This is a genomic window from Paenibacillus sp. FSL R7-0179, assembly GCF_038002265.1.
GTDB lineage: Bacteria > Bacillota > Bacilli > Paenibacillales > Paenibacillaceae > Paenibacillus_AQ.
This window is the reverse complement of record NZ_JBBOCC010000002.1, coordinates 3,193,036-3,214,360: the sequence shown is the minus strand read 5'-3', so window position 1 is coordinate 3,214,360 and position 21,325 is coordinate 3,193,036. Positions and strand designations below refer to the sequence as shown.

The 21,325-nt window shown below is 50.0% G+C and carries 21 protein-coding genes; 19 read left to right on the top strand and 2 right to left on the bottom strand.

What is annotated here, in order from left to right:
* The first annotated feature begins 540 nt into the window (after nt 1-540).
* The 13 genes from mutL to glnA all read left to right on the top strand — a co-directional run bounded on the left by mutL (nt 541) and on the right by glnA (nt 15,296).
* Entirely contained in the window at nt 541-2,643 is a 2,103-nt protein-coding gene (gene mutL, locus MKX63_RS30320; RefSeq protein ID WP_341022435.1) for a DNA mismatch repair endonuclease MutL, read from the top strand.
* Nucleotides 2,644-2,684: 41 nt separating this feature from the next.
* On the top strand, nt 2,685-3,464 hold the full coding sequence (locus MKX63_RS30315) for a class I SAM-dependent methyltransferase (RefSeq protein WP_341022433.1): 780 nt from the start codon (nt 2,685-2,687) through the stop codon (nt 3,462-3,464).
* Nucleotides 3,454-4,434 (top strand): tRNA (adenosine(37)-N6)-dimethylallyltransferase MiaA, encoded by a 981-nt coding sequence (miaA, locus tag MKX63_RS30310; protein ID WP_341022432.1) that lies wholly within the window; start codon nt 3,454-3,456, stop codon nt 4,432-4,434. The genes MKX63_RS30315 and miaA overlap by 11 nt, the downstream gene beginning before the upstream one ends.
* Nucleotides 4,435-4,453: 19 nt before the next feature.
* Nucleotides 4,454-4,693: an RNA chaperone Hfq gene (gene hfq, locus MKX63_RS30305; RefSeq protein WP_036695479.1), complete on the top strand. Its 240-nt coding sequence runs from the start codon at nt 4,454-4,456 to the stop codon at nt 4,691-4,693.
* Between the two features lie 139 nt (nt 4,694-4,832).
* Nucleotides 4,833-7,484, top strand: coding sequence for a transglycosylase domain-containing protein (locus MKX63_RS30300; protein ID WP_341022429.1), 2,652 nt, complete (start codon nt 4,833-4,835; stop codon nt 7,482-7,484).
* Between the two features lie 158 nt (nt 7,485-7,642).
* On the top strand, nt 7,643-8,197 hold the full coding sequence (locus MKX63_RS30295) for a DUF402 domain-containing protein (RefSeq protein ID WP_076079356.1): 555 nt from the start codon (nt 7,643-7,645) through the stop codon (nt 8,195-8,197).
* Nucleotides 8,198-8,200: 3 nt separating this feature from the next.
* Entirely contained in the window at nt 8,201-8,857 is a 657-nt protein-coding gene (locus tag MKX63_RS30290) for a YdcF family protein (protein ID WP_341022427.1), read from the top strand.
* Between the two features lie 90 nt (nt 8,858-8,947).
* A complete protein-coding gene (locus MKX63_RS30285; protein WP_341022425.1) occupies nt 8,948-9,922 on the top strand; it encodes an AAA family ATPase in 975 nt (324 codons plus the stop codon).
* A gap of 32 nt (nt 9,923-9,954) precedes the next feature.
* On the top strand, nt 9,955-11,244 hold the full coding sequence (gene hflX, locus MKX63_RS30280) for a GTPase HflX (protein ID WP_341022423.1): 1,290 nt from the start codon (nt 9,955-9,957) through the stop codon (nt 11,242-11,244).
* A 175-nt stretch (nt 11,245-11,419) separates the two neighbouring features.
* Nucleotides 11,420-12,673, top strand: coding sequence for a methionine gamma-lyase family protein (locus tag MKX63_RS30275; RefSeq protein ID WP_341022421.1), 1,254 nt, complete (start codon nt 11,420-11,422; stop codon nt 12,671-12,673).
* Nucleotides 12,674-12,733: 60 nt separating this feature from the next.
* Nucleotides 12,734-13,267, top strand: coding sequence for an AAA family ATPase (locus MKX63_RS30270; RefSeq protein ID WP_341022419.1), 534 nt, complete (start codon nt 12,734-12,736; stop codon nt 13,265-13,267).
* A 260-nt stretch (nt 13,268-13,527) separates the two neighbouring features.
* On the top strand, nt 13,528-13,938 hold the full coding sequence (locus MKX63_RS30265; protein WP_019910684.1) for a MerR family transcriptional regulator: 411 nt from the start codon (nt 13,528-13,530) through the stop codon (nt 13,936-13,938).
* A gap of 29 nt (nt 13,939-13,967) precedes the next feature.
* A complete protein-coding gene (gene glnA / locus MKX63_RS30260) occupies nt 13,968-15,296 on the top strand; it encodes a type I glutamate--ammonia ligase (protein WP_341022418.1) in 1,329 nt (442 codons plus the stop codon).
* Between the two features lie 482 nt (nt 15,297-15,778).
* On the opposite strand, the gene MKX63_RS30255 is transcribed toward glnA, so the two are convergent.
* Nucleotides 15,779-16,177, bottom strand: a complete 399-nt coding sequence (locus tag MKX63_RS30255) for a hypothetical protein (protein WP_341022416.1) — start codon at nt 16,175-16,177, stop codon at nt 15,779-15,781.
* Between the two features lie 111 nt (nt 16,178-16,288).
* Nucleotides 16,289-16,888, bottom strand: a complete 600-nt coding sequence (locus tag MKX63_RS30250) for a hypothetical protein (RefSeq protein WP_341022414.1) — start codon at nt 16,886-16,888, stop codon at nt 16,289-16,291.
* Between the two features lie 238 nt (nt 16,889-17,126).
* Between MKX63_RS30250 and MKX63_RS30245 the strand changes: the two genes are divergently transcribed.
* The 6 genes from MKX63_RS30245 (at nt 17,127) to MKX63_RS32620 (ending at nt 21,200) form a co-directional block, all read left to right on the top strand.
* Nucleotides 17,127-17,282: a hypothetical protein gene (locus MKX63_RS30245; protein ID WP_341022413.1), complete on the top strand. Its 156-nt coding sequence runs from the start codon at nt 17,127-17,129 to the stop codon at nt 17,280-17,282.
* A gap of 191 nt (nt 17,283-17,473) precedes the next feature.
* Complete coding sequence (locus tag MKX63_RS30240; protein WP_341022411.1) at nt 17,474-17,923, top strand: hypothetical protein; 450 nt, start codon at nt 17,474-17,476, stop codon at nt 17,921-17,923.
* A gap of 402 nt (nt 17,924-18,325) precedes the next feature.
* Nucleotides 18,326-18,922 carry a hypothetical protein gene (locus MKX63_RS30235; protein ID WP_341022409.1) on the top strand — a complete coding sequence of 199 codons (597 nt, stop codon included), beginning with the start codon at nt 18,326-18,328 and terminating at the stop codon, nt 18,920-18,922.
* A 168-nt stretch (nt 18,923-19,090) separates the two neighbouring features.
* Nucleotides 19,091-19,651, top strand: coding sequence for a tyrosine-type recombinase/integrase (locus MKX63_RS30230; protein ID WP_341022407.1), 561 nt, complete (start codon nt 19,091-19,093; stop codon nt 19,649-19,651).
* Between the two features lie 268 nt (nt 19,652-19,919).
* Nucleotides 19,920-20,660 (top strand): phage terminase small subunit, encoded by a 741-nt coding sequence (gene terS / locus MKX63_RS30225; protein ID WP_341022405.1) that lies wholly within the window; start codon nt 19,920-19,922, stop codon nt 20,658-20,660.
* 387 nt (nt 20,661-21,047) lie between these two features.
* Nucleotides 21,048-21,200, top strand: coding sequence for an ArpU family phage packaging/lysis transcriptional regulator (locus MKX63_RS32620; protein ID WP_445323544.1), 153 nt, complete (start codon nt 21,048-21,050; stop codon nt 21,198-21,200).
* The last annotated feature ends 125 nt before the right edge of the window (nt 21,201-21,325 follow it).

Below are 21,325 nucleotides of genomic sequence, written 5' to 3'. Positions count from 1 at the left end.
TGCTGCCGTGAAGGTACGCTTAAAACCGAATACAATTGGCTGTACAGCGGAATATGGCCCGAATGTATGTGAAAAACAGCATACATTGTGCTCGCAAGCAGACACGCGGCCCGAATGTATGTGAAAAACAGCATACAGTGTGCTCGCAAGCAGGCACCCGGTCCGAATGTATGTGAAAAACAGCATACATTGTACTTGCAAGCAGACACCCGGTCCGAATGTATGTGAAAAAAAGCATACATTGTGCTCGCAAGCGGGCACACGGCCCGAATGTATGTGAAAAACAGCATACATTGTGCTCGCAAGCAGACACGCGGCCCGAATGTATGTGAAAAACAGCATACAATGTACTCGCAAGCAGACACCCGGTCCGAATGTATGTGAAAAACAGCATACATTGTGCTCGCAAGCGGGCACACGGCCCGAATGTATGTGAAAAACAGCATACATTGTGCTCGCAAGCAGACACGCGGCCCGAATGTTACAGTCCGTAAATGTTCAATAATATTTATAAATTAAATAAATGCGGGGTGAACGAATATGGCTAAAATTCATGTGCTGGATGAGCATATTGCCAACCAGATTGCTGCCGGGGAGGTAGTCGAACGTCCTGCTTCTGTGGTAAAGGAGCTGGTCGAGAACGCGATCGATGCGGGCAGCACCCGTATTGAAGTCTCTGTGGAAGAGGGGGGACTGCAGAGCATCCGGGTGAAGGATAACGGCTCGGGGATCGAGCCGGAGGACTGCGAGACTGCCTTCTACCGCCATGCGACCAGCAAAATTGCCAGCGGCCGTGATCTCTTCCAGATCACCAGTCTCGGCTTCCGTGGAGAAGCGCTTGCGAGTATCGCAGCGGTATCGAAGCTGACCCTGCTGACGGCCAGCGGAGACGACGGGAAGGGACGGGTGCTGGACATTGAGGGCGGCAGGCTGATCCGCAATGAAGATGCGGCTTCCGGCCAAGGCAGTGACCTCACGGTGCGGGAGCTGTTCTATAATACGCCTGCCCGCCTGAAGTATATGAAAAGCATCCAGACCGAGCTGGGCCATATCTCGGATGCCATGTACCGGATGGCACTGGCTCACCCGGATATCTCCTTCACCCTCCAGCATAACAGCAACCAATTGCTGCATACGCTGGGCAATGGAGACCTGCTGCAGGTGATTGCTGCTGTATACGGCACCTCAGCAGCCAAGGCCATGCTCCCGGTGACGGCGGAAGATCCGGACTTCCGGATCTCCGGCTATATCAGCCGTCCTGAATGGACACGCTCGAACCGCAATGCGGTTACGACGCTGGTCGGTGGCCGTTACATCCGCAGCAACGGACTGAATGCGGCCATCATGCGTGCTTACCACACGCTGCTGCCGATTAACCGTTATCCGCTGCTGGTCCTGAAGCTGGAGATGCACCCGTCACTGGTGGATGTTAACGTGCATCCGGCCAAGCTTGAAGTGCGCTTCAGCAAAGAACCGGAGCTGTACGGGTTCATAGAACAGCAGCTCCGCTCGCTGCTGATGGGCCAGAGCCTGATTCCACGCCCTACTAAGGAGATCATCGGCGGCAAGAATAGCAGCTCATTCATTCAGGAGCAATTCGCCTTCTCCAAAGGCGCAGCTCCGGGCAATTTCCAGCAAGCTACGGAAGCGGGAGGTACAGAAAAGTCAGCAGCTCCGAGCAGCTACGGCCAGGGAATGCTTGGCGGTGGTGGCGCTGCTGCGGGCAGTCAGCCGCCTACCAGCGGACGGAGCGGCGTCCCGTTCTCTGGCAGTGCTGGTCCATTAACGGAAGCTGCCAACCCTGCCGCTGGCGGCACTTACGCTGCTTCCCAAGCATCCGGGAATACCCGGCCTTATAGCGGAAGCAATGCACAGGATCAGCAGGCCAGAGAGACGGCCGCTGCATACAGCGGCGGTAACGCCACCCAGGGTTCCTACCGCCAGCCGTTTAACGGCCTCCGCGACAGCTATCGTCCTCAGACAGCCACCGCTGGCCGGGGGCAGCAGCAGGCGGCCGGGGAGCTGTACGCACCTGTTGAGCAGACTGACACTGGTCTTCCGCAGTTTCCTGAGCTGAATTATATCGGCCAGCATCACGGTACCTATATCATCGCCCAGAATGACAGCGGGCTGTACTTAATTGACCAGCACGCTGCGCATGAGCGGGTGAATTATGAATTTTATTATGAGAAATTCGGCAAGCCGGAAGATGCCTCGCAGGAGCTTTTGCTGCCGATTACGCTGGAGTTCACGCCTTCGGAGAGCAGGCAGCTTAGCGAACGGCTCCACTGGTTTGAGCAGGCCGGGGTCGTGCTGGAGCATTTTGGCGGCCAGACCTTCCTGGTCCGTTCCCTGCCGTACTGGTTCCCGGAAGGGGACGAGAAGGCGGTCATTGAAGAGATGGCAGAGTGGGTGCTGAGCGAACGGTCGATTGACCTCGCCAAGCTGCGCGAGAAATCCTCCATTCTCTGCTCCTGCAAGGCTTCGATCAAAGCCAACCAGAAGCTTACAGAGCTGGAAGTGGAATCGCTACTCACCAGGCTCGCAGCCTGCCGTCAGCCTTATACCTGCCCGCATGGACGCCCGATCGTTGTGTCGTTCTCGGCCTATGATCTGGAGAAGCTGTTTAAGCGCGTTATGTAGTGGCTATATTGTACATTTATAGAGTGCAGAACGGAGGCAACATGATTATAACCACGGGCTTTGACCCGATACCGCAAGTGGCGGCCCGGGCTCGGGAGCTTGCAGACCGCACAGGCTGCGCTTATGCTCCGAGAGCGAAGTTCTCAATGGGCAAGCTGGTGGAGCATTACGGGGACGAACAGATTCTGGTGGTGCTGCAGGAGGCGGTCCGGCTGATTACGCCTGGAATGCCGCCGATGGAATTCCATCCCAGCATGGGCTTTGTCCGTGCCAAAAGAATTTTAAGAGGTGAACCGGACCCCATGATCGATGCCGCAGGCATGCTCCCCGGCGACAGCGTGCTGGACTGCACGGCCGGACTCGGAGCAGATTCGCTGCTGTTCGCAGTCACTGGAGGGGAGACCTCCAAGGTGACGGCGCTGGAGAGCTCACTGCCGCTGTATGCTCTTCTGGTGGAAGGGATGAGCGGGTATGTATCCGGCCAGGTGAAGGTGAATGAGGCACTGCGGCGTATTGATGTGCGGCACGGGGACCATCTGGAATACCTGCGGACCCAGCCGGACAAGAGCATCGACATTGTCTACTTCGATCCGATGTTCCGGGTGCCGCTGACGGACTCGGCAGCCATCTCGCCGCTGCGGCAATTCGCCAATCCTGCTGCATTGTCGGCTGACAGTGTGGCTGAGGCCACCAGGGTGGCCCGCAAGACCGTGCTGCTCAAGGAGAAGGCGCTGAGCGGAGAATTCACCCGCCTCGGCTTCAAGGAGCTGCTGCGGGCCAATGCCAAAACATCGTACGGGGTGATTACCATTGACAACTGAGACGAAACGCAAGGTGCTTGTACTGCTGGGACCGACTGCGGTCGGAAAAACCAGGCTGAGCCTGGAGCTGGCTGAGGCGCACGGAGCCGAGATCATCTCCGGAGATTCGATGCAGGTCTACCACGGGATGGATATCGGGACGGCCAAGATTACCCCTGAAGAGATGAAAGGCATCCCTCATCACCTGATTGATATTCATGATCCGCAGGACGCGTATTCCACGGCTGAGTTCCAGGAGCAGGGGGCCAGGCTGATCGAGGAGATCAGCGCGCGGGGCAAGCTGCCTTTTATTGTCGGCGGGACTGGACTATATATTGAATCGTTGTGCTACGGCTTCCGCTTCTCTGAAGCGGTGGCTGACGAGGCGTTCCGTGAGCAGCAGGAGGCTTACGCCGAAGAGCATGGGGCTGATGCCCTGCATGCCCGCCTGGCAGCGGTAGACCCGGCCAGCGCGGAGCGGCTGCACCCCAATGACCGCAGGCGGATCATCCGCGCGCTGGAGATTTTTCACCAGACGAATGTCCCTTTATCCGACTCGCTGGCCGGCCAGAACAAGGAGTCTCCCTATGATTTATGCCTGATCGGTTTGACAATGGACCGGAAAATACTATATAAACGTATTGAAGAGCGAATCGATCAGATGCTGGCGGATGGCCTCGTGCCTGAGGTGCAGCGGCTGCTGGATCAAGGCTACGGCAGGAGTCTTGTGTCTATGCAGGGTCTGGGCTACAAGGAGATTGCCGCCTACCTGGAGGGGGAGATGACGCTTGAGGAAGCCGTGGTGCTGCTGAAGCGTGATACCCGCCGGTTTGCCAAGCGGCAGTTGTCATGGTTTCGCCACATGAAGGAGATTCAGTGGATGGACGTCCTGGAGAGCCAAAACTTTTCTGAGAATTTTGCGAAATTAAATGGTATAATAGCAGGAAAGTTTCTTACAGGTCTTGAATATACTTCTGAACAATCTAATTGAACCATTGGGGGTACGTCATATGAACAAGTCCATTAACATTCAAGATACGTTCTTGAACCAGCTGCGCAAAGAGAATATCCCTGCTACAGTATATTTGACCAACGGCTTTCAAATCCGGGGAATTATCAAAGCGTTCGACAACTTCACGATTGTCATCGACAGTGACGGGCGCCAGCAGATGGTGTACAAGCATGCGATTTCCACGTTTACGCCGCAGCGAAGCGTATCACTGATGCAGGACAACAATAACGAGAATTAAGATTTTACTGTTTTGAAGCGAAACCTTTTTGTTTATAAATCGTTTGAATAGAGAGTGCGAGAGAGCAACCTGAGAAGGTTGTTCTTTTCATTCGTGAACATCATTTATGTTTTTTCCGTTAAGGGAGTCAGGAGGCAGCATGTCCAGAGACCAACTAACCCGGAGCGGCGGCAATAGAAACAGAGGAAGTCAGCCGTCCAGCTCCCAAGGGAAGCCGAAGAAAAAAAAGAAAAGATTCTTAACCAAAAAACGTGTGCTGTGGAGTTTGTTTTTTTCAGTTGCGCTGGCTATTTTTTGTGCGCTGGGCGGCTACTTGTTCATCATGCTGAACGGGCAGAAGCTGCTGGAGGAGAACCGGGACAAGCTGACGGTGAACCCGCCGACGCAGATTTTTGACCGGAACAAGAACCTGATCGGCGAGTTATCGCTGGAGAAGAGCGACCCGGTGGAATACCAGGATATTCCCAAGCTGCTGGTTGACGCATTCGTAGCCACCGAGGACAAAAGGTTCTTCGAGCACAACGGGGTGGATCTCTGGTCCATCGGACGCGCGGCTGTCAAGGATATTGCAGCACGCAGCATGGTTGAAGGCGGCAGTACGATTACCCAGCAGCTGGCGAAGAATATCTTCCTGACCCGGGATAAGACCTTCTTCCGCAAAGCGACTGAGGTTTCGATTGCCGTGGCACTGGAGAAAACAGAAACCAAAGAAGAAATCATTAAGATGTACCTGAACCGGATTCCGTTCGGCGGTACCACTTACGGGATCAAGGCAGCATCGATCCGTTATTTCGGGAAAAGCGATCTGAATAAACTTGAGCTGTGGGAGATAGCGACCTTGGCTGCAATGCCCAAAGGGCCGTCCCGCTATAATCCGCTGCGTAACCCCGAGCTGTCGAAGGAACGCCGCGGCGTAGTGCTTCAACTCATGTATGAGCAGAAGCTGATAACCAAGGAGCAGATGGACGAGGCAAAGGCCGTGGATTACAACTACAAGCCGCCTGAGAAGAAGCAGCGTTACCAGGCATTTATTGATTATGCGATTGGTGAGGCTGAGGACAAATTCGGGCTGACCGAGGATGATCTCAACATCGGCGGTTACAAGATTTATACAACCATGGATAAGCATGCCCAGGAGACGATTGAGGATGCTTTTGCCGACAGTGACAACTTTGAGAAAAGTGTGGACGATGAGCTGGTACAAGGCTCGATGACCATTATTAACCAGGAGACCGGCAGTGTCGTGGCCTTGATGGGCGGACGCAATTATGAGAAAAAAGGCTACAGCCGGATCGACGGCAGCCGCCGTTCACCGGGTTCTGCCTTCAAGCCCCTTGTATCCTATGCCCCGGCACTGGAATCCGGCAAATTCACGAATGATTCCATGCTGAGCAATGAGAAGCAGTGCTTCGGCAAATATTGCCCGAACAACCTGCACGGGTACTCGAAGTCGATCAGTATGAGCGATGCGCTGACGAAGTCGGAGAATATTCCGGCGGTCTGGCTGCTGAATGAGATCGGTGTGAATACCGGCTTCCAGTTCGCCAAGAAGCTGGGGATCAACCTGAAGGATGAAGACAAGAACCTGTCGCTCGCCCTCGGCGGGATGAGTGAGGGAACGAACACGATGGAGATGGCCCAGGCCTATAGTGCCTTCGCCAATGGCGGAGAGCTGCGGGAGGCATACTCCATCAAGTCGATTGACGACAAAGACGATAAGACGGTCTACAAGGCGAACACCAAGCCTGAGCGCGTGATGAGTGAACAGACCGCTTATCAGATGACAGAGATGATGCAGCGTGTTGTACAGGACGGTACAGGTAAAAAAGCGAAAATCAACCGTCCGGTAGCCGGTAAGACCGGTACGACGCAGAGCGGGTATAAGGGCATCAGCTCGAACCGCGATGTCTGGTTCGTGGGTTATACACCGGAATGGACGGCTGCTGTATGGATGGGCTATGACAAGCCGAGTAAGACCCATCTGCTGAAGAACAGCAGTCCGCTGGCCGCCGCCTTCTGGGGCAAGGTCATGGAGAAGGCGCTGGAAGGTGTACCTGCCAAGCAGTTCCCGGTACCGAAGGGCGCGGCTCCAGAGGTGGAGGCTACACCGACACCTGAAGCGGTATCGGCGGTAACGGGCTTCCAGGCTGCTTATGATCCTTCTACGATGACGGTGAATATGAGCTGGAATCCTGCTGCGGCCAGCGGGGTAGAATACCGTATTTACCGCCGTGAGACCTCTGAGACGGACTTCACATCGATTATGAACACCATGGCCTCGAATATCGGGGACATTAGTGCGATGCCGGGACTGTCTTATGAATATTATGTGACTGCATATTATCAGGAGCTTGATCAGGAGAGCGAGCCGTCGGAGACTGTAACCGTGTCCGTCCAGGATGAGCTTCAGACCCCTGAGCCAGAGGCAACGCCTGATCCGAATATGCCTACGGATAACCCCGATAACGGCAGCAATTCCGGAAATGGAGAGAACGGCGGCAATCCGCCGGATAATGGACAGGGTAATAATGGTTCCGGTAATAATGGACCGGGTAACCATGGTCCAGGTAATAACGGCAATGGTCAAGGAGGGGAGGGCGGCAGCGGAGCAGCCACATCCCCGCCTGAGATGACACCGCCGCCTGCTACGCCAGAGCCATTACCAACACCGGCACCGGAGGCGACGAGCGGTACTGTCGATCCCGGAATCATCCCTGACCCGAATGCCGGAACCGATCCGGCAAGTGATCCGGGCAGCGGTTTTGTTGAAGGACCCGGCAATGTGCATTAGACTGGCATGAAGTCAAATTCATAGCATGAACGATTACCCTGACAGCTCCGGGAGCTCTGCACGATGCAGAATTGCCGGATGTCGGGGTTTTCTTGTTTTGAGTGTCTCTGCAAAATGTGTTAAGCTGAATGCACCATTATCAGAAGAGGGTTATTCATATGAAACGTAAATTCGGAGACCGGGCCAACTGGCGCAGGATTACCCGCCGCCATTTTGCCTGCCGCTATGTGGAGACCCGGGAGTTCAGCGGTTATATCACACTCTACACTATATACGGGCTGAAGGAGCCGCTGTGGAAGAGTTACGGCAGGCATACATACCGCATTGCGGACAAGGGATATTCATGGCTGCAGTATTTTCCCAAGGACAGCCACTATATTGTGACGGCCATGTTTGATGAACGGCAAAATATTGTGCAGTGGTACATTGACACCTGCAAGGTCCAGGGCGTAACCGATCAAGGGGTTCCCTGGTTCGACGATCTGTATCTGGATGTTGTAGTGCTGTGGAATGGTGAAGTGTTTTTGCTGGATGAGGATGAACTGGAGGAAGCGCTGGAGCGGGAAGATATCACGGACAGTGATTATCAGTTAGCCTGGTCAACAGCCAATGCAATACTGCGTGCGATAGACGCTCATGCCTTTCCGTATTTCTCCCTTTCACTGAAGCATCGTGCCGAATTGTTTCATCACGGAGAATTTAGGAGGAAGTAGATCATGGATTGGTATGTTTATCAACGGGGCTCATCCCCGATCCGCAAAGTATCGCGGAGGCGCCACCATCGTACGAAGAAGGTGCTGACGGTATCGCTGCTGGTACTGATTGCAGCCGGATTCATCTGGTGCGGGGTAGTGTTTAACAGAATTAACAGTGCGGTAACCACCACGCCTATGATGAAAGCGGACGCCGGAGTTATTCTGGGGATGTCAATGTGGGGGGATGAACCGAGTCCCGGGCTGAAGGAACGGCTGGATTATGCGCTTGAGCTGTATAAATCTGGTGCGTTCAGCCATTTTGTTGTCTCTGGAGGACTGGATCAGCCGGACTACAAATACACGGAAGCCGAAGGGATGAAGAGGTATCTGGTTGCCCATGGAGTACCGGACAAGCTGATCTATCTGGAGGACCAGTCTACCAGCACTTACGAGAACCTGCTGTTCAGTAAGACAATCATGCAGCAAGAGGGATTGTCTTCAGCCGTCGTCATTACCCATGATTTCCATGGCCGCCGCGCTTTGGAGACTGCGCGTAAGCTGGGGTATAAGAACCCGGAGCTTGGTGTCACAGAGTCTAAGGTGATGTCGATGCTTAAGTATAAGTCCCGCGAGATTCTGGCCTACACCAAATGGAAATTGCAGGAGCTGTCGCTGTAAATCTGCTAATTTCCAAAACTGCTAATAACGCCTTTTATACTGGAATAGACTGGTTAGAGCAAGTCAGACCTGTATAATGAGGTGAACTAGGTGAACGGACATGTAGCGGCGGCAAGCAGCGGACGGGAAGAACGCAGACCGTCCAGGCAGATTAACATTGTGCTGAATAATCAGGCTCCGGCCCCGGTGTCCGGCTTGCCGGCTGATAGTGCGGGCGGCACAGCAGCTCCCAAGCCCGGCAGCCATAGCGGACTGTTCCAGGAGCTGAGCCGGGAGCTGGATGCACTTGTAGGTCTGGATAACATCAAAGAGCTGGTCTTCGAGATCTATGCCCTGCTGCAGGTGGCCCAGATGCGCAGTGAAGCCGGACTTGCCACCGGAGGCCAGGCCTACCATATGGTATTCAAGGGCAATCCGGGAACAGGCAAAACCACGGTTGCACGGATTGTGGCGAAGCTGTTTCAGCGGATGGGTGTGCTCAGCAAAGGGCATCTGATTGAAGTAGAGCGCGCAGATCTGGTAGGGGAATATATCGGACATACTGCCCAGAAGACGCGGGATCTGGTTAAAAAAGCGCTCGGTGGCATTCTCTTCATCGATGAAGCTTACAGTCTGGCCCGTGGCGGAGACAAGGATTTCGGCAAGGAGGCCATCGACACACTAGTCAAATCGATGGAGGACCACCGCAGCCAGTTTGTCCTGATTCTGGCCGGGTATTCCGGCGAGATTGATTATTTTCTGATGAGCAATCCGGGTCTGCCCTCGCGGTTTCCGATCCAGGTTGAATTTCCCGATTATACCATCGACCAGCTGCTGCAGATTGCCGAGCTGATGGCCAAAGACCGTGATTATATTCTGATGCCGCAGGCCATACTCAGACTCAAGCAGCAATTGCTTACGGAGAAGACAGAGAGTCTGCATGCTTTCAGCAATGCAAGATATGTGCGCAACAGTATTGAGAAGGCAGTGCGCGCACAGGCTGTGCGGCTCTTGAACCAGTATGAGAGCACAAGTCCGGGCAAGCAGGAGCTAATGACGCTGCGGACCGAGGATTTCAAAGGATAGTCCAGCAAGAATAGATGAGGAGCATGGAATGAATGGCAACTACAACACATGACACAGAGACAGAAGTGCAGGACCGGGCGATTCTCGTCAGCCTGGTGACGGACAAAATCAAACGCACGGGCATAGACCCGGAGCTATCGCTCCAGGAGCTGGTACAATTAGCAGAGACCGCCGGAGTAGAGGTGCTGGATGTCTTGCGGCAGAATAAGGAGACCCCCGATTCCAGGTGGTTTATCGGTAAAGGCAAGGTGGAAGAGCTTCGGATGGCCGCTGACGGGCTTGGCGCAAATACCGCGATCTTCGATCAGGAGCTGTCCGGGGCGCAGGTGCGTAATCTGGAAGAGGCACTGGATCTCAAAATCATTGACCGTACACAGCTGATTCTCGATATCTTTGCCGGACGCGCGAAGACCCGTGAAGGGATTATCCAGGTAGAGCTTGCTCAGCTGTCTTATCTGCTGCCTCGTCTGTCCGGGCAAGGCAAGAATCTGTCGCGTCAGGGAGGCGGAATCGGTACGAGAGGTCCCGGAGAGAGCAAGCTGGAGATGGACCGCCGGCATATCCGTGACCGCATCACTGAGCTGAAGCGCCAACTGGACGAGGTGGTCAAGACCCGTGAGCTGCACCGTGAACACCGCCGGAAGAGCGGTGCGGTTCAGGTGGCGCTTGTTGGATATACCAATGCTGGCAAATCAACGCTGCTGAAGCAGCTGACTGACGCCGATGTGTATATCGAGAACCAATTGTTCGCTACCCTTGACCCTACCTCACGTGTGCTTCAGCTTCCGGGCGGTAAGGAGGTCGTGCTTACAGACACCGTCGGCTTCATTCAGAATCTGCCGCATGATCTCGTAGCCTCCTTCCGCGCTACGCTGGAGGAAGTGAATGAAGCCAATCTGGTGCTGCATGTGGTGGATTCCTCTTCTCCGATGCGCGAGGAGCAGATGGAGGTCGTTCAGACAATTCTGCAGGATCTGGGCGCGGCAGGCAAGCCGCAGGTTGTATTGTTCAACAAAATCGATCTGTGTCAGCCGCAGCAGCTGGAGATGCTCCCGACCGGTGAGGGCTTCCTGAAGATCAGTGCTTTTAATGAGGACGACCTGTCACGGATCACGGAGATCATCAGCGATCAGCTTGCCGGGGATACTCTAATCTTCCGCATTCCCGGAGACCGGGGGGATCTGTCTTCCCTGCTCTACCGGGTGGGCGAGGTGCTTGATCAGGATTATGACGGGAGCGATGTACTCTATAACGTGCGGCTGAACAAAGAGGATTACGATAAATGGAGCTATAAGCTGGCTGAATTCGTGGAGCCGCAATAATTGCTTATCCGATCCAGTGGAAGCTGATTTGGCTGGTCAGAGATGAAGCGTCTATATCCCCGCATTGCAACAGTCTGCTTTGGAGATTGATCCAGGCAGGCTTTGTTGTGCGGGTTTTCACTGATGCACTAGCGGGAGATCATTATATAGGAATGTTAGGAGAGATGAATAGGACATGACAGGATTCGCAGAGGATTTATTACAGGCAGCGGAAGCTGCAGAGCTGGAAATCGAAGGTGCGGTGAAGACACTGGACCGGATTGTGGATCATAATCAGTGGAAAGTGATCGAAGCCTTCCAGCGCCAGCATGTGAGTGATTTTCACTTCGCAGGCTCTACCGGATATGCTTACAATGACCGGGGGCGCGAGGTGCTTGATCTGGTCTATGCGGAAGTATTCGGTGCGGAAGCAGCGCTGGTAAGGCCGCATTTCGCTTCAGGAACTCATACGATATCTACAGCTCTGTTCGGTGTATTACGGCCCGGAGATGAGCTGTTGTACATTACAGGACGCCCTTATGATACGCTGCACAAGGTAGTTGGCAAACCAGGAGACGGGACAGGCTCACTGGCCGATTTCGGCATCGGCTACCGGGAGACAGCGCTGACAGAAGAGGGGAAGGTCGACTGGGATGAGGTCGCCTTGGCGATAAATGACAAGACCAAGGTCATCGGAATCCAGCGTTCGCGCGGCTATGACTGGCGTTCGTCCTTCACGGTCGCTGAGATTGGCGAGATGGCAACGCGGGTAAAAGCCATTAAGCCGGATGTCATCGTATTCGTGGATAATTGCTACGGAGAGTTCACCGAGACGCTGGAGCCGCCGCAGGTTGGCGCTGATCTGGTCGCCGGTTCGCTGATCAAGAATCCCGGCGGCGGAATCGCCGAGACCGGCGGTTATATCTGCGGCCGCGCAGATCTGGTGGAGCTGGCGGCCTACCGCCTGACTGCCCCTGGAATCGGCGGTGAGGTAGGGGCGATGCTGGGCACGACGCGCGGCCTGTATCAAGGTCTGTTCATGGCCCCGCATACGGTGGGACAAGCCGTGAAGGGCAGTATTTTTGCTGCGGCGGTGTTCCAGCGCTGCGGCTTCACCACTAAGCCTACCTGGCATGAGCCGCGTACGGATCTGATCCAGGCGGTGGCTTTTGACGGACCAGAGCATCTGATCGCCTTCGTGCAGGGCATCCAGCGCGCAGCAGCGGTAGACAGCCATGTCGTGCCTGAGCCTTGGGACATGCCGGGATATGAACATCCGGTCATCATGGCTGCCGGTACATTCATCCAGGGCGGAAGCCTGGAGTTGTCGGCAGATGCGCCCATCCGCGCACCGTATATTGGGTATATGCAAGGCGGTTTAACCTATTCCCATGTCAAATACGGGGTCTTAATGGCCTTGCAGAGTATGAGGGAGCGCAAGATGCTCTAGTACCTGTTCAACATAGAAGCTGTTATGTTCATACATCAGGCTTGGAGAGGAGGGCGGACCTTGGAGGAAGCAACAGCTATTGAACGCTTGCTGCAGAGAAAGCAGGAGAATGCAGCTCCGGTTGCTGTAATGATGTGTGGATTAGCGGGATCGGGCAAGACGACCTTTGCGCTCAAGCTGGAGCAGGAGGGATTCGTCCGGCTGTCCATCGATGAGGATATCTGGAGCACCCATGGCCGTTATGGCATTGATTACCCTGAAGAGGCTTATGAAGCCTTAAAAGAGGAGTCGGAACAGAAGCTGCGTAAGGAGCTAATAGAGCTGCTTGCCGGGAAGCGTCATGTCGTGGTGGATTTCAGCTTCTGGCAGAAGCGAAGACGTGACAAATACAAACAATTGATCGAGCAGCACGGCGGACAGTGGGTCTTGGTTCACCTGAAGGTAGAACCGGAAGAACTGCGACGGAGACTCCGCATCCGCAGCGCGCGGTTTGACGCTAATGCGGCATTCACTATTACCGGGGAGATTCTGACCCGTTTCCTGAACGGATTCGAGACGCCGGCGGGTGAAGGTGAATGGATTATTGAAGCATAACATGACATGGAGCTGGACACAGGAGTTGTACAGTCGAATACTGGTTTGCTGCAGCCTTCGCCGCAGCCTGTAATTTTGCGTGTGGATTGTTCTTTATGATATACTTCGGGAAACCAAAGCCCATGCATTTGACCCTTGGATCTCTTAATCTCACAATGGGTGAAAGAAATCTTGTGAGAAAAACTCACATACCATTGACACGCCATATAAGGAAATGTACAATGAGATGAGAAAAAGATCATTGGAAGGTTGGATGAGTCATGGGTGATGAAATCCGCAGAAATATGGCATTATTTCCTATTGGAATCGTAATGAAGTTAACTGATCTATCCGCCAGACAGATTCGTTATTATGAGCAGCACAGCCTGATCGTACCTGCGCGTACCTCCGGCAACCAGCGTTTGTTCTCTTTTAATGATGTGGAACGTCTGCTTGAGATTAAGGCGTTGATTGAGAAGGGTGTTAATATTGCCGGCATCAAGCAGGTGATGAATCCTGTCTCGAAGGAATCTGAAGAAGCTACGGTTATTACCCCTGATACAGAGGTGAGACGTAGAGAGTTGTCTGATTCGCAGCTTCACCGTCTGCTAAAGCAGGAGCTGGTTTCCGGTAAAAGACCGGGACAAGTGTCTCTAATCCAAGGTGAGCTATCCCGGTTTTTTAATAAATAATATAGAGCTGTTGAAAGGGAGAGGGTAACGTGAGTTTTACTAAAGAGGATATTCTGCGCATTGCCAAGGACGAGAACGTCCGGTTTATTCGCCTGCAGTTCACCGATTTGCTGGGAACAATCAAGAATGTTGAGATTCCTGTAAGCCAGCTTGAAAAAGCACTCGACAATAAAATGATGTTCGACGGCTCTTCCATCGAAGGTTATGTGCGGATCGAAGAATCCGACATGTATCTGTATCCGGACCTGAGCACCTGGGTTATCTTCCCTTGGGTGACTGATAGCCGTGTGGCACGTCTGATTTGTGATGTGTACATGCCGGATGGCACGCCGTTTGCCGGAGACCCGCGCGGTATCCTCAAGCGTTGTCTGCAGGAAGCTGAAGAAATGGGCTTCACCGCTATGAATGTTGGACCAGAGCCGGAATTCTTCCTGTTCAGAACAGATGAGAAGGGCAATCCGACTACAGAGCTGAATGACCAGGGTGGTTATTTCGATCTCGCGCCGATGGATCTTGGGGAGAACTGCCGCCGCGAAATCGTATTGACACTGGAAGAAATGGGCTTTGAAATTGAGGCCTCCCACCATGAAGTGGCTTCCGGCCAGCATGAAATTGACTTCAAATATGCCGATGCCATCAAGGCAGCGGATCAGATTCAAACCTTCAAGCTTGTCGTGAAGACGGTAGCCCGCCATCATGGCCTGCATGCAACCTTTATGCCTAAGCCGCTGTTCGGTATGAACGGATCTGGTATGCACGCTCACCAATCCTTGTTCAAAGGCAAAGAGAATATGTTCTACGATGAGAGCGATAAGCTGGGCCTTAGCAAGACTGCCCGTTATTACATGGCGGGGATTCTGAAGCACGCACGTGCTTTTGCAGCGATCACTAACCCGACTGTCAACTCTTACAAACGTCTGGTGCCTGGTTATGAAGCACCTTGTTATGTAGCTTGGTCAGCAAGTAACCGCAGCCCGATGATCCGTATTCCGGCTTCGAGAGGACTCAGCACACGCGTAGAGGTTCGTAACCCGGACCCTGCAGCTAACCCTTACCTTGCACTCGCTGTTATGCTGAAGGCAGGTCTGGATGGAATCAAGCGTCAGCTCGATCTTCCAGCTCCTATCGACCGTAACATCTATGTGATGTCCGAAGAAGAGCGGATCGAAGAAGGCATCCCAAGCCTTCCAGCCGATCTGAAGGAAGCCCTGAACGAAATGATCCGCAGCCACGTGATTACAGAAGCCCTCGGCGAACACGCCCTGGCCCACTTCTACGAGCTGAAGGAAATCGAATGGGATATCTACCGCACCCAGGTTCACGAGTGGGAAAGAGATCAGTACATGACGCTTTACTAGGATACAGCAGCCCCTGGCGCTATACGCGCCGGGGGCTTTTTTTGTTTGTGGTAGGCGGGGACAGTAGGGGCAAAAAATTAATAGTGCCCACAAAATGCCCACAAATATTAGTGGGTGTTTATTCGAGGATTGATTTCATGTGGGCTTCATATTTCTCTAAACTGCTTTCTTCAATCTTTTTGGAAACGTGGGCAGAGAACATCCATGAGTGGAAATAATGCGGAGCAAACAGACCTTTCAAACGTGCCAACAAATGTCTTGCGACTGGAATTGATGCTTAGGAGTGTACCGGATTGAATCTGCCAATCATGCGGTTATTATGCGGACGGTTCAGGTCAGTGGGCTTGCCCAAGCTGTGGGAAATGGCATTACTTCACTGGATAAAGGGCCACTGTTGGAAGTCTGATGTGCAATGAGAGAAGTATAGGTCACGGTCGAAGGCCATCGTTCCGACAGGATAAAACCTGCACAGCAATGAACCTTTAGATTGAATCGAATTTTTGAGCAATGTTAATATCCTTAAGAACTGCTTCACCAAATTTTTTAATGTCTGTAATGGTGCTATAATAAGAAAATTCTTTGGCTGAGGAAAAAACCGTGAGCAAAAATACATCTTTATCAGGTTGTTGTATCCATTTCCATTCAAACGATTCATCATAATGTGAGAAATATCCATCATAAGAATCCATCGGGAAGTTATTGAGCATCTCAATAAATTTGTTTAATGTAAAGTTAGTCCATCCTACTTCACTAGTGATGATGCTTCCATCTTCAGTATTCGATACTATAAATCTACAGCCTTGATCAGGTCTATTATCATAATAAATAAATTCAATATTTAAATACTTACTACTGTTATAATAGTCTTTTAATGTAGCCACATTATAACCTCCATTTATATTACAAGAACTAAGCAACGTTATAGTAGATTGGTTCACTGATTCGTAAAACGATCTACTTTAACAATGCCCAGTCCCATATTCGCAATTTGATTATCTATAAGTGAATGATGAAGGTTTCCAACGGCCTGCATTAACTCTATTTGGCATAGTATTATCATTGTCAACATAAGTGGTGATTATAATATTGTCAACTAATGATAAGACAACGGTGAGTTTGCTGCCAGGATCATACATTATTCTTGATTGTCCTATGACATCTTCAAATTTCAAAACCTTAAACATTGAGACTGAAATCTCAGATAATATATGGTCCAGCATTATTTCCGAAATACCTCGTGCAACAGCCTGTTTGATTGCATGATTTTTGAGAGTGGTTTTAACATTTTTCTTTGTTGCTGTTACAACAACGTCATCAGCATTTTTAGCAAGAAGCTTAAAAACAACCTTCACTAAACTAGTTATGCCCGCTCTAGCTTGAGGATTTGATTCAATTTCATTGTTTAGACTTTTTTGATATTCCAGCAATCCTTCTTCATAAGGATCGCTACTGATGTCATTAATGTTTGTAGTCGATTGATCATTTACATTGGGGGAGGAAGAAGATGCGACTGCTAAAAATGGGTTTATACTAATTGCTAAAGATAAGCTTACTGCTACAACTTTAATAGTTTTACTCAATTTAAACAACATAGCACCTCAGTTAAAATTTAGTAGATTGGCCAATCTCAATAGCTATTGTATCTAATAAAAAATGGAAAGTCAAAATTTGAGATATAAATAAATAAAATACTAAATAAATAATATTAAGATATGTTGTGTGAAGAAATACAAAGGAAAATATGAGGTAATTAGTTGGTTGAAGAAAAGATTTACTTCGCTTATTTCATTGCTATGTTCGATATTACTCAATTACAGGAGTGGAAAATATATGAAGGAAGTTCATGGAATTGAGGATTATAATCTGATAGACAAAGATCCAGAAGAATGCAAGCGTCGGGGTATGGAAGTCTACGGCATTACAGAAGATCAATTATCCGTTGTAACTCCGTATGAAATGCACTCTATATTTAAAGTAAATATATAAGATAACCGCAAAGAGGTATTGCCCATGATCGAATTAATACCAGTCTCAAAGAACGACTTCACGCCGAAAAATGATTTAGCCGATATCACAAGAGCTTACCAGGAGGACATTGGCTGCTAAACAGTTACCGCACCATCAAGGGGCTAGTAGAAAGTTATGAATTCGTTCTTAAGCAGCCACAAGAAAACGGCTTGAATGATTTCGACATGACCGGAGCTGAAGGAGCCGTCAAACGCCTCGGCACAAGCGAACACATTTCCAATTTGCCAGCCAACGTCCTTATAGCGAAAGAGACACGCCATCTTAATTACTTGCTTTATAAACGAGTCACAAAAGCCGTACAGCATGCAGCAAATAACATAGTAGATCCTCATGAGCACATGATAGTGCAGCTACTATTCGTTGGAGAACGCAAGTACCGGTATAAAGATGCTGTCGAATATATGCGAAGGGGTTACAAGACAGTTGCATACGGCATAGAGGCAACCACATTTGCGGAGAAGCGCCGGAAGGTTATCGCTTCACTTGCAAACACTCTTCTCTTTAACGGGACATTGGACTATGTGACAATCGATTACGGGCGGGGCAGAAACAAAGAAGGCGAAATCGGATTAAGACAACTCAACAACCGCGAAGGGTAGCTACCTGGAGCGGTATTTTTTAACTTGATAAGATAATAAGGCGTGATTTCCGTAGCGTAGCAGTACAACACCCCAAATATAATAAAGATACCGAGGCGAGAGCTTCCGTACACTCCATATCTGGTTGCGGTAACTGTGACGGGCATATCACACCGCAGCTCATACCCGACCTCCTGGGCAACCGTGATCTCAGCAGCGAAAGATATGGATCGAGAGCGTATCCGTCTGGACGCGCAAATAAGTTCCAGATATCATAAAAACAGTCGATGGCCTTCTGCAAGGGTCTAGTGCTGGGTACACGCCTGAGAAGCGTATTGAAACCTAAGCATCATCGACTGTCTTTATGTTTTTTACAGCTATTAATTGTTGCCTTTGTTATAATCAAAAAAAAGGAGGAAGCTTATGAAACAGTTACCATTTTTTGAACATGTGAAAGATAGAGGATATGATTTATCGAGCCAAATGTATAAAATATACTTGGATATTATGGGGACATTCAGCAACTATGAGTTCGCATATCAATATATCTCTGGAAGTGCGAAAAAAGATATTGAAGAAGCTCAAGAACCTGGAATGCACTTAATTATTGAACCGCTTATTCTACCTGCGGTTTCAAATGCCTTATTCATTGGAATGTATGGCGATGTAGAGGCTTATCTCAATAAAATTTGTAATGCTCACAAAACTTCAAAAAATCTTAACATAAGTTTGAAAGATATTTCTGGGCAGGGCATAGAAAGGGCTGTCACATATTTAAACAAAGTAGTGGGTATTGAAGGTATCAAGTCTTCAACTGAATGGTCAGAGTTGAAGAAGTGGAATTTAATAAGAAATATATTGGTTCATAACAATGGCGTTATCAGAGATAATAATGATGTGACAATCATAAATTCTCTTAGACTTGGAATCGACTCTGAGGAAAACAGAGTATCGCTAGTGATTGATGATTGCGACAGGTTCCATCATCTCTTAGTTAACTTTTTTAGGCTTTGTATATAGGCGTAGAATCACTCATCAGTATTTAGCGCATTATTGCAAATGGCGTACTATAGTTGCACTAGATCCACGTTAAGCCATACACATAACAAAACTATCTTCACCATGAGCGCCCAATGAGGCGCTTTTTCTTTTGCCCAGGAAAATTTTCCTTGAGAGGAGGATAAGTTAATGAGGAAAGTTCAACCAATACGCGATGAGCGAGTCATAGAAGGAATGAAAGACTATTTTTATAATCGGAGCATGCGCAATTATTTATTCTTTTGTATGGGAATATACAGTGGGCTACGGGTATCTGACTTGCTTAAGCTTCAGGTCATGCAAACAAAGGGTACACATATCAGCTTGGTAGAGCAAAAGAATAAGCATGCTAAGATGTTTATTATTCACCCGAGCATAAGATCGGATCTGGATGATTTCACTGCTGATATGCATCAAAAAGATTACCTGTTCGCCAGTCGTCAAATTAAAACGATTAGCCGTATGCGTAATCGTCCGATAGACCGTACAACAGCTTACCGAATTCTGAGTGACGCAGCTCATGAATTCAAACTGAAGGATATAGGGGTTCACTCGCTTAGGAAAACATGGGCATATAGGCTTTATATGGACAATCCAGAGAACCTAGCGTTACTAATGGATATGTTTGGACACAGCGATCCGAGGGAGACTTTGGACTACATCGGACTGACCCAGGACATGATGGACAAGGCAATCTTGAATTTAAGATAAATCGGGTGCAACATAAAGCGTCCTTTACTGCACTCGACCCTATCATATAGAAAATATTATATGAAGGAACTCATTTTTTTATGGTTGAAACGAGTGCAACAGAATTACCTTTATGTTTCACTCCACTTACATTATTTAGTGGATAGAACGGTTGATACGAAGCCTCTCGATACGATAAAGGCTTATTTTCATTAGTAACGTTTGACCAATTTAGACCTTTCAAAAGAGGGTCCAACTCAAATACGTAGTAAGGCCGAGGTGAAGTTAGTTGACAAGGGAGAAAAGCCCGAATCGAGAAAAGGCGCTGAAGATATGGCTGAAGAGTGGGCGGCAGAAAAAATCTACTGAAATTGCGGCAGAACTTGGGGTCAATCCTTCAATGGTCCGCAGGTGGAAAAGCACAGATAAATGGGATGAAATACCGGCATCCGGTAGACCACGAGGAGCTAAGAAGGGCAACCAGAATGCAAAGGGAAACAAAGGCGGTAAGGGCGGGCCTGAAGGGAATCAGAAAGCGCTCAAGCACGGTTTCTTCAGTAAGTTTATGCCCCAGGACCCCGAATTTCTGGAGATCCGCGAGATTGTTGAAACCATGAGTCCAGCAGATATGATCTGGGAGAGCGTAATTACTCTGTATCAACGCCTCATTTGGGGTCGCCGCATCACCCATGTGAAGGATAGAGACGATGTTACAAAGGTGCTTAAAAAGAAAAAGCCCGGAATGTTTGGAACTGAGCAAGAATGGGAGTATCAACAAGCTTGGGATAAGTACAATAGCGCCATTAAAGCTGAAGCTACTGTAATGAAGGAGCTCAGATCAGCAATAAAGCAATTTATTGAGATTGCTCCAGAAAAAGATGAGCGCCGCTTAAAACTGGACAAAATGAAGGCTGAGATTGAGAAAACTCGTATTGAAATAGAGAGACTTAAAAACGGAGTGGAAGATTCTGAGGACGATCTAATAGAAGATTGGGTTGCAGCAGTTTCTGCTGAAGGAGATGGAGAATAAATCGGCAATGATGTAGAAGATGAAGAAGAGGGTTTGCGATTGGGTTTCATCTATATCTACGGGCGAGCATAATTAAACCTCTCCCAATTTTTAGTGTAGGGGAGAGGCCGGAAAGAAAGACGCGAGAGATTCTCACCCTCACCAATTTATTGTAAATGCCACGCCACGTGTACGCAACACTCTTATTTTCTGGATGAGTACTAAGTGCTCCCAGATCCTTGCAGGGCGGGGGCCAATTCTTTACCTCCATGTGGCGCTCACGACTAGCCCAGAGTAGCGATACACGGATCGACCAACGTGATCAGCCGGACAACAAAGAATATAGCGGTATGTAATACGGACAGGGAGGTGCAACTGGAACGGCAATCGTAACTACTTGAACTTGCTATGGGAAGGCTAAAGAAGGCTGAGAGGGAAATAATACAAAGGCGCTACTTAGAACAAGAGGACGAGTATGATCCGATTCTGTGCGGGGAGCTGGGGATGAGTGAGCGGAAGTATCGACGGGTAAAATCGCGCGCTATTTATATACTAGCTTGAGCATTAGGATTAGAGATTTTAGTTGAAGAAAGAAATAAATGACAAAAATAATAGACCGGTGAACCGGTATTTAGTATGTTTAGAGAAAAAAGAGGAAGTGTGGAATGTTGAAGGGTTTTCGGGGC

Bases quoted from the DNA above. Each gene is read 5' to 3' on its own strand.
- MKX63_RS30230 (WP_341022407.1), top strand. From the start codon at position 19,091: ATGAGGAAAGTTCAACCAATACGCGATGAGCGAGTCATAGAAGGAATG.
- MKX63_RS30250 (WP_341022414.1), bottom strand. From the start codon at position 16,888: ATGTTGTTTAAATTGAGTAAAACTATTAAAGTTGTAGCAGTAAGCTTA.
- MKX63_RS30295 (WP_076079356.1), top strand. From the start codon at position 7,643: ATGAAACGTAAATTCGGAGACCGGGCCAACTGGCGCAGGATTACCCGC.
- hfq (WP_036695479.1), top strand. From the start codon at position 4,454: ATGAACAAGTCCATTAACATTCAAGATACGTTCTTGAACCAGCTGCGC.
- MKX63_RS30300 (WP_341022429.1), top strand. From the start codon at position 4,833: ATGTCCAGAGACCAACTAACCCGGAGCGGCGGCAATAGAAACAGAGGA.
- MKX63_RS30315 (WP_341022433.1), top strand. From the start codon at position 2,685: ATGATTATAACCACGGGCTTTGACCCGATACCGCAAGTGGCGGCCCGG.
- MKX63_RS30275 (WP_341022421.1), top strand. From the start codon at position 11,420: ATGACAGGATTCGCAGAGGATTTATTACAGGCAGCGGAAGCTGCAGAG.
- hflX (WP_341022423.1), top strand. From the start codon at position 9,955: ATGGCAACTACAACACATGACACAGAGACAGAAGTGCAGGACCGGGCG.
- MKX63_RS30235 (WP_341022409.1), top strand. From the start codon at position 18,326: ATGAAACAGTTACCATTTTTTGAACATGTGAAAGATAGAGGATATGAT.
- MKX63_RS30290 (WP_341022427.1), top strand. From the start codon at position 8,201: ATGGATTGGTATGTTTATCAACGGGGCTCATCCCCGATCCGCAAAGTA.
- mutL (WP_341022435.1), top strand. From the start codon at position 541: ATGGCTAAAATTCATGTGCTGGATGAGCATATTGCCAACCAGATTGCT.
- MKX63_RS32620 (WP_445323544.1), top strand. From the start codon at position 21,048: ATGGGAAGGCTAAAGAAGGCTGAGAGGGAAATAATACAAAGGCGCTAC.
- MKX63_RS30245 (WP_341022413.1), top strand. From the start codon at position 17,127: ATGAAGGAAGTTCATGGAATTGAGGATTATAATCTGATAGACAAAGAT.
- MKX63_RS30265 (WP_019910684.1), top strand. From the start codon at position 13,528: ATGGGTGATGAAATCCGCAGAAATATGGCATTATTTCCTATTGGAATC.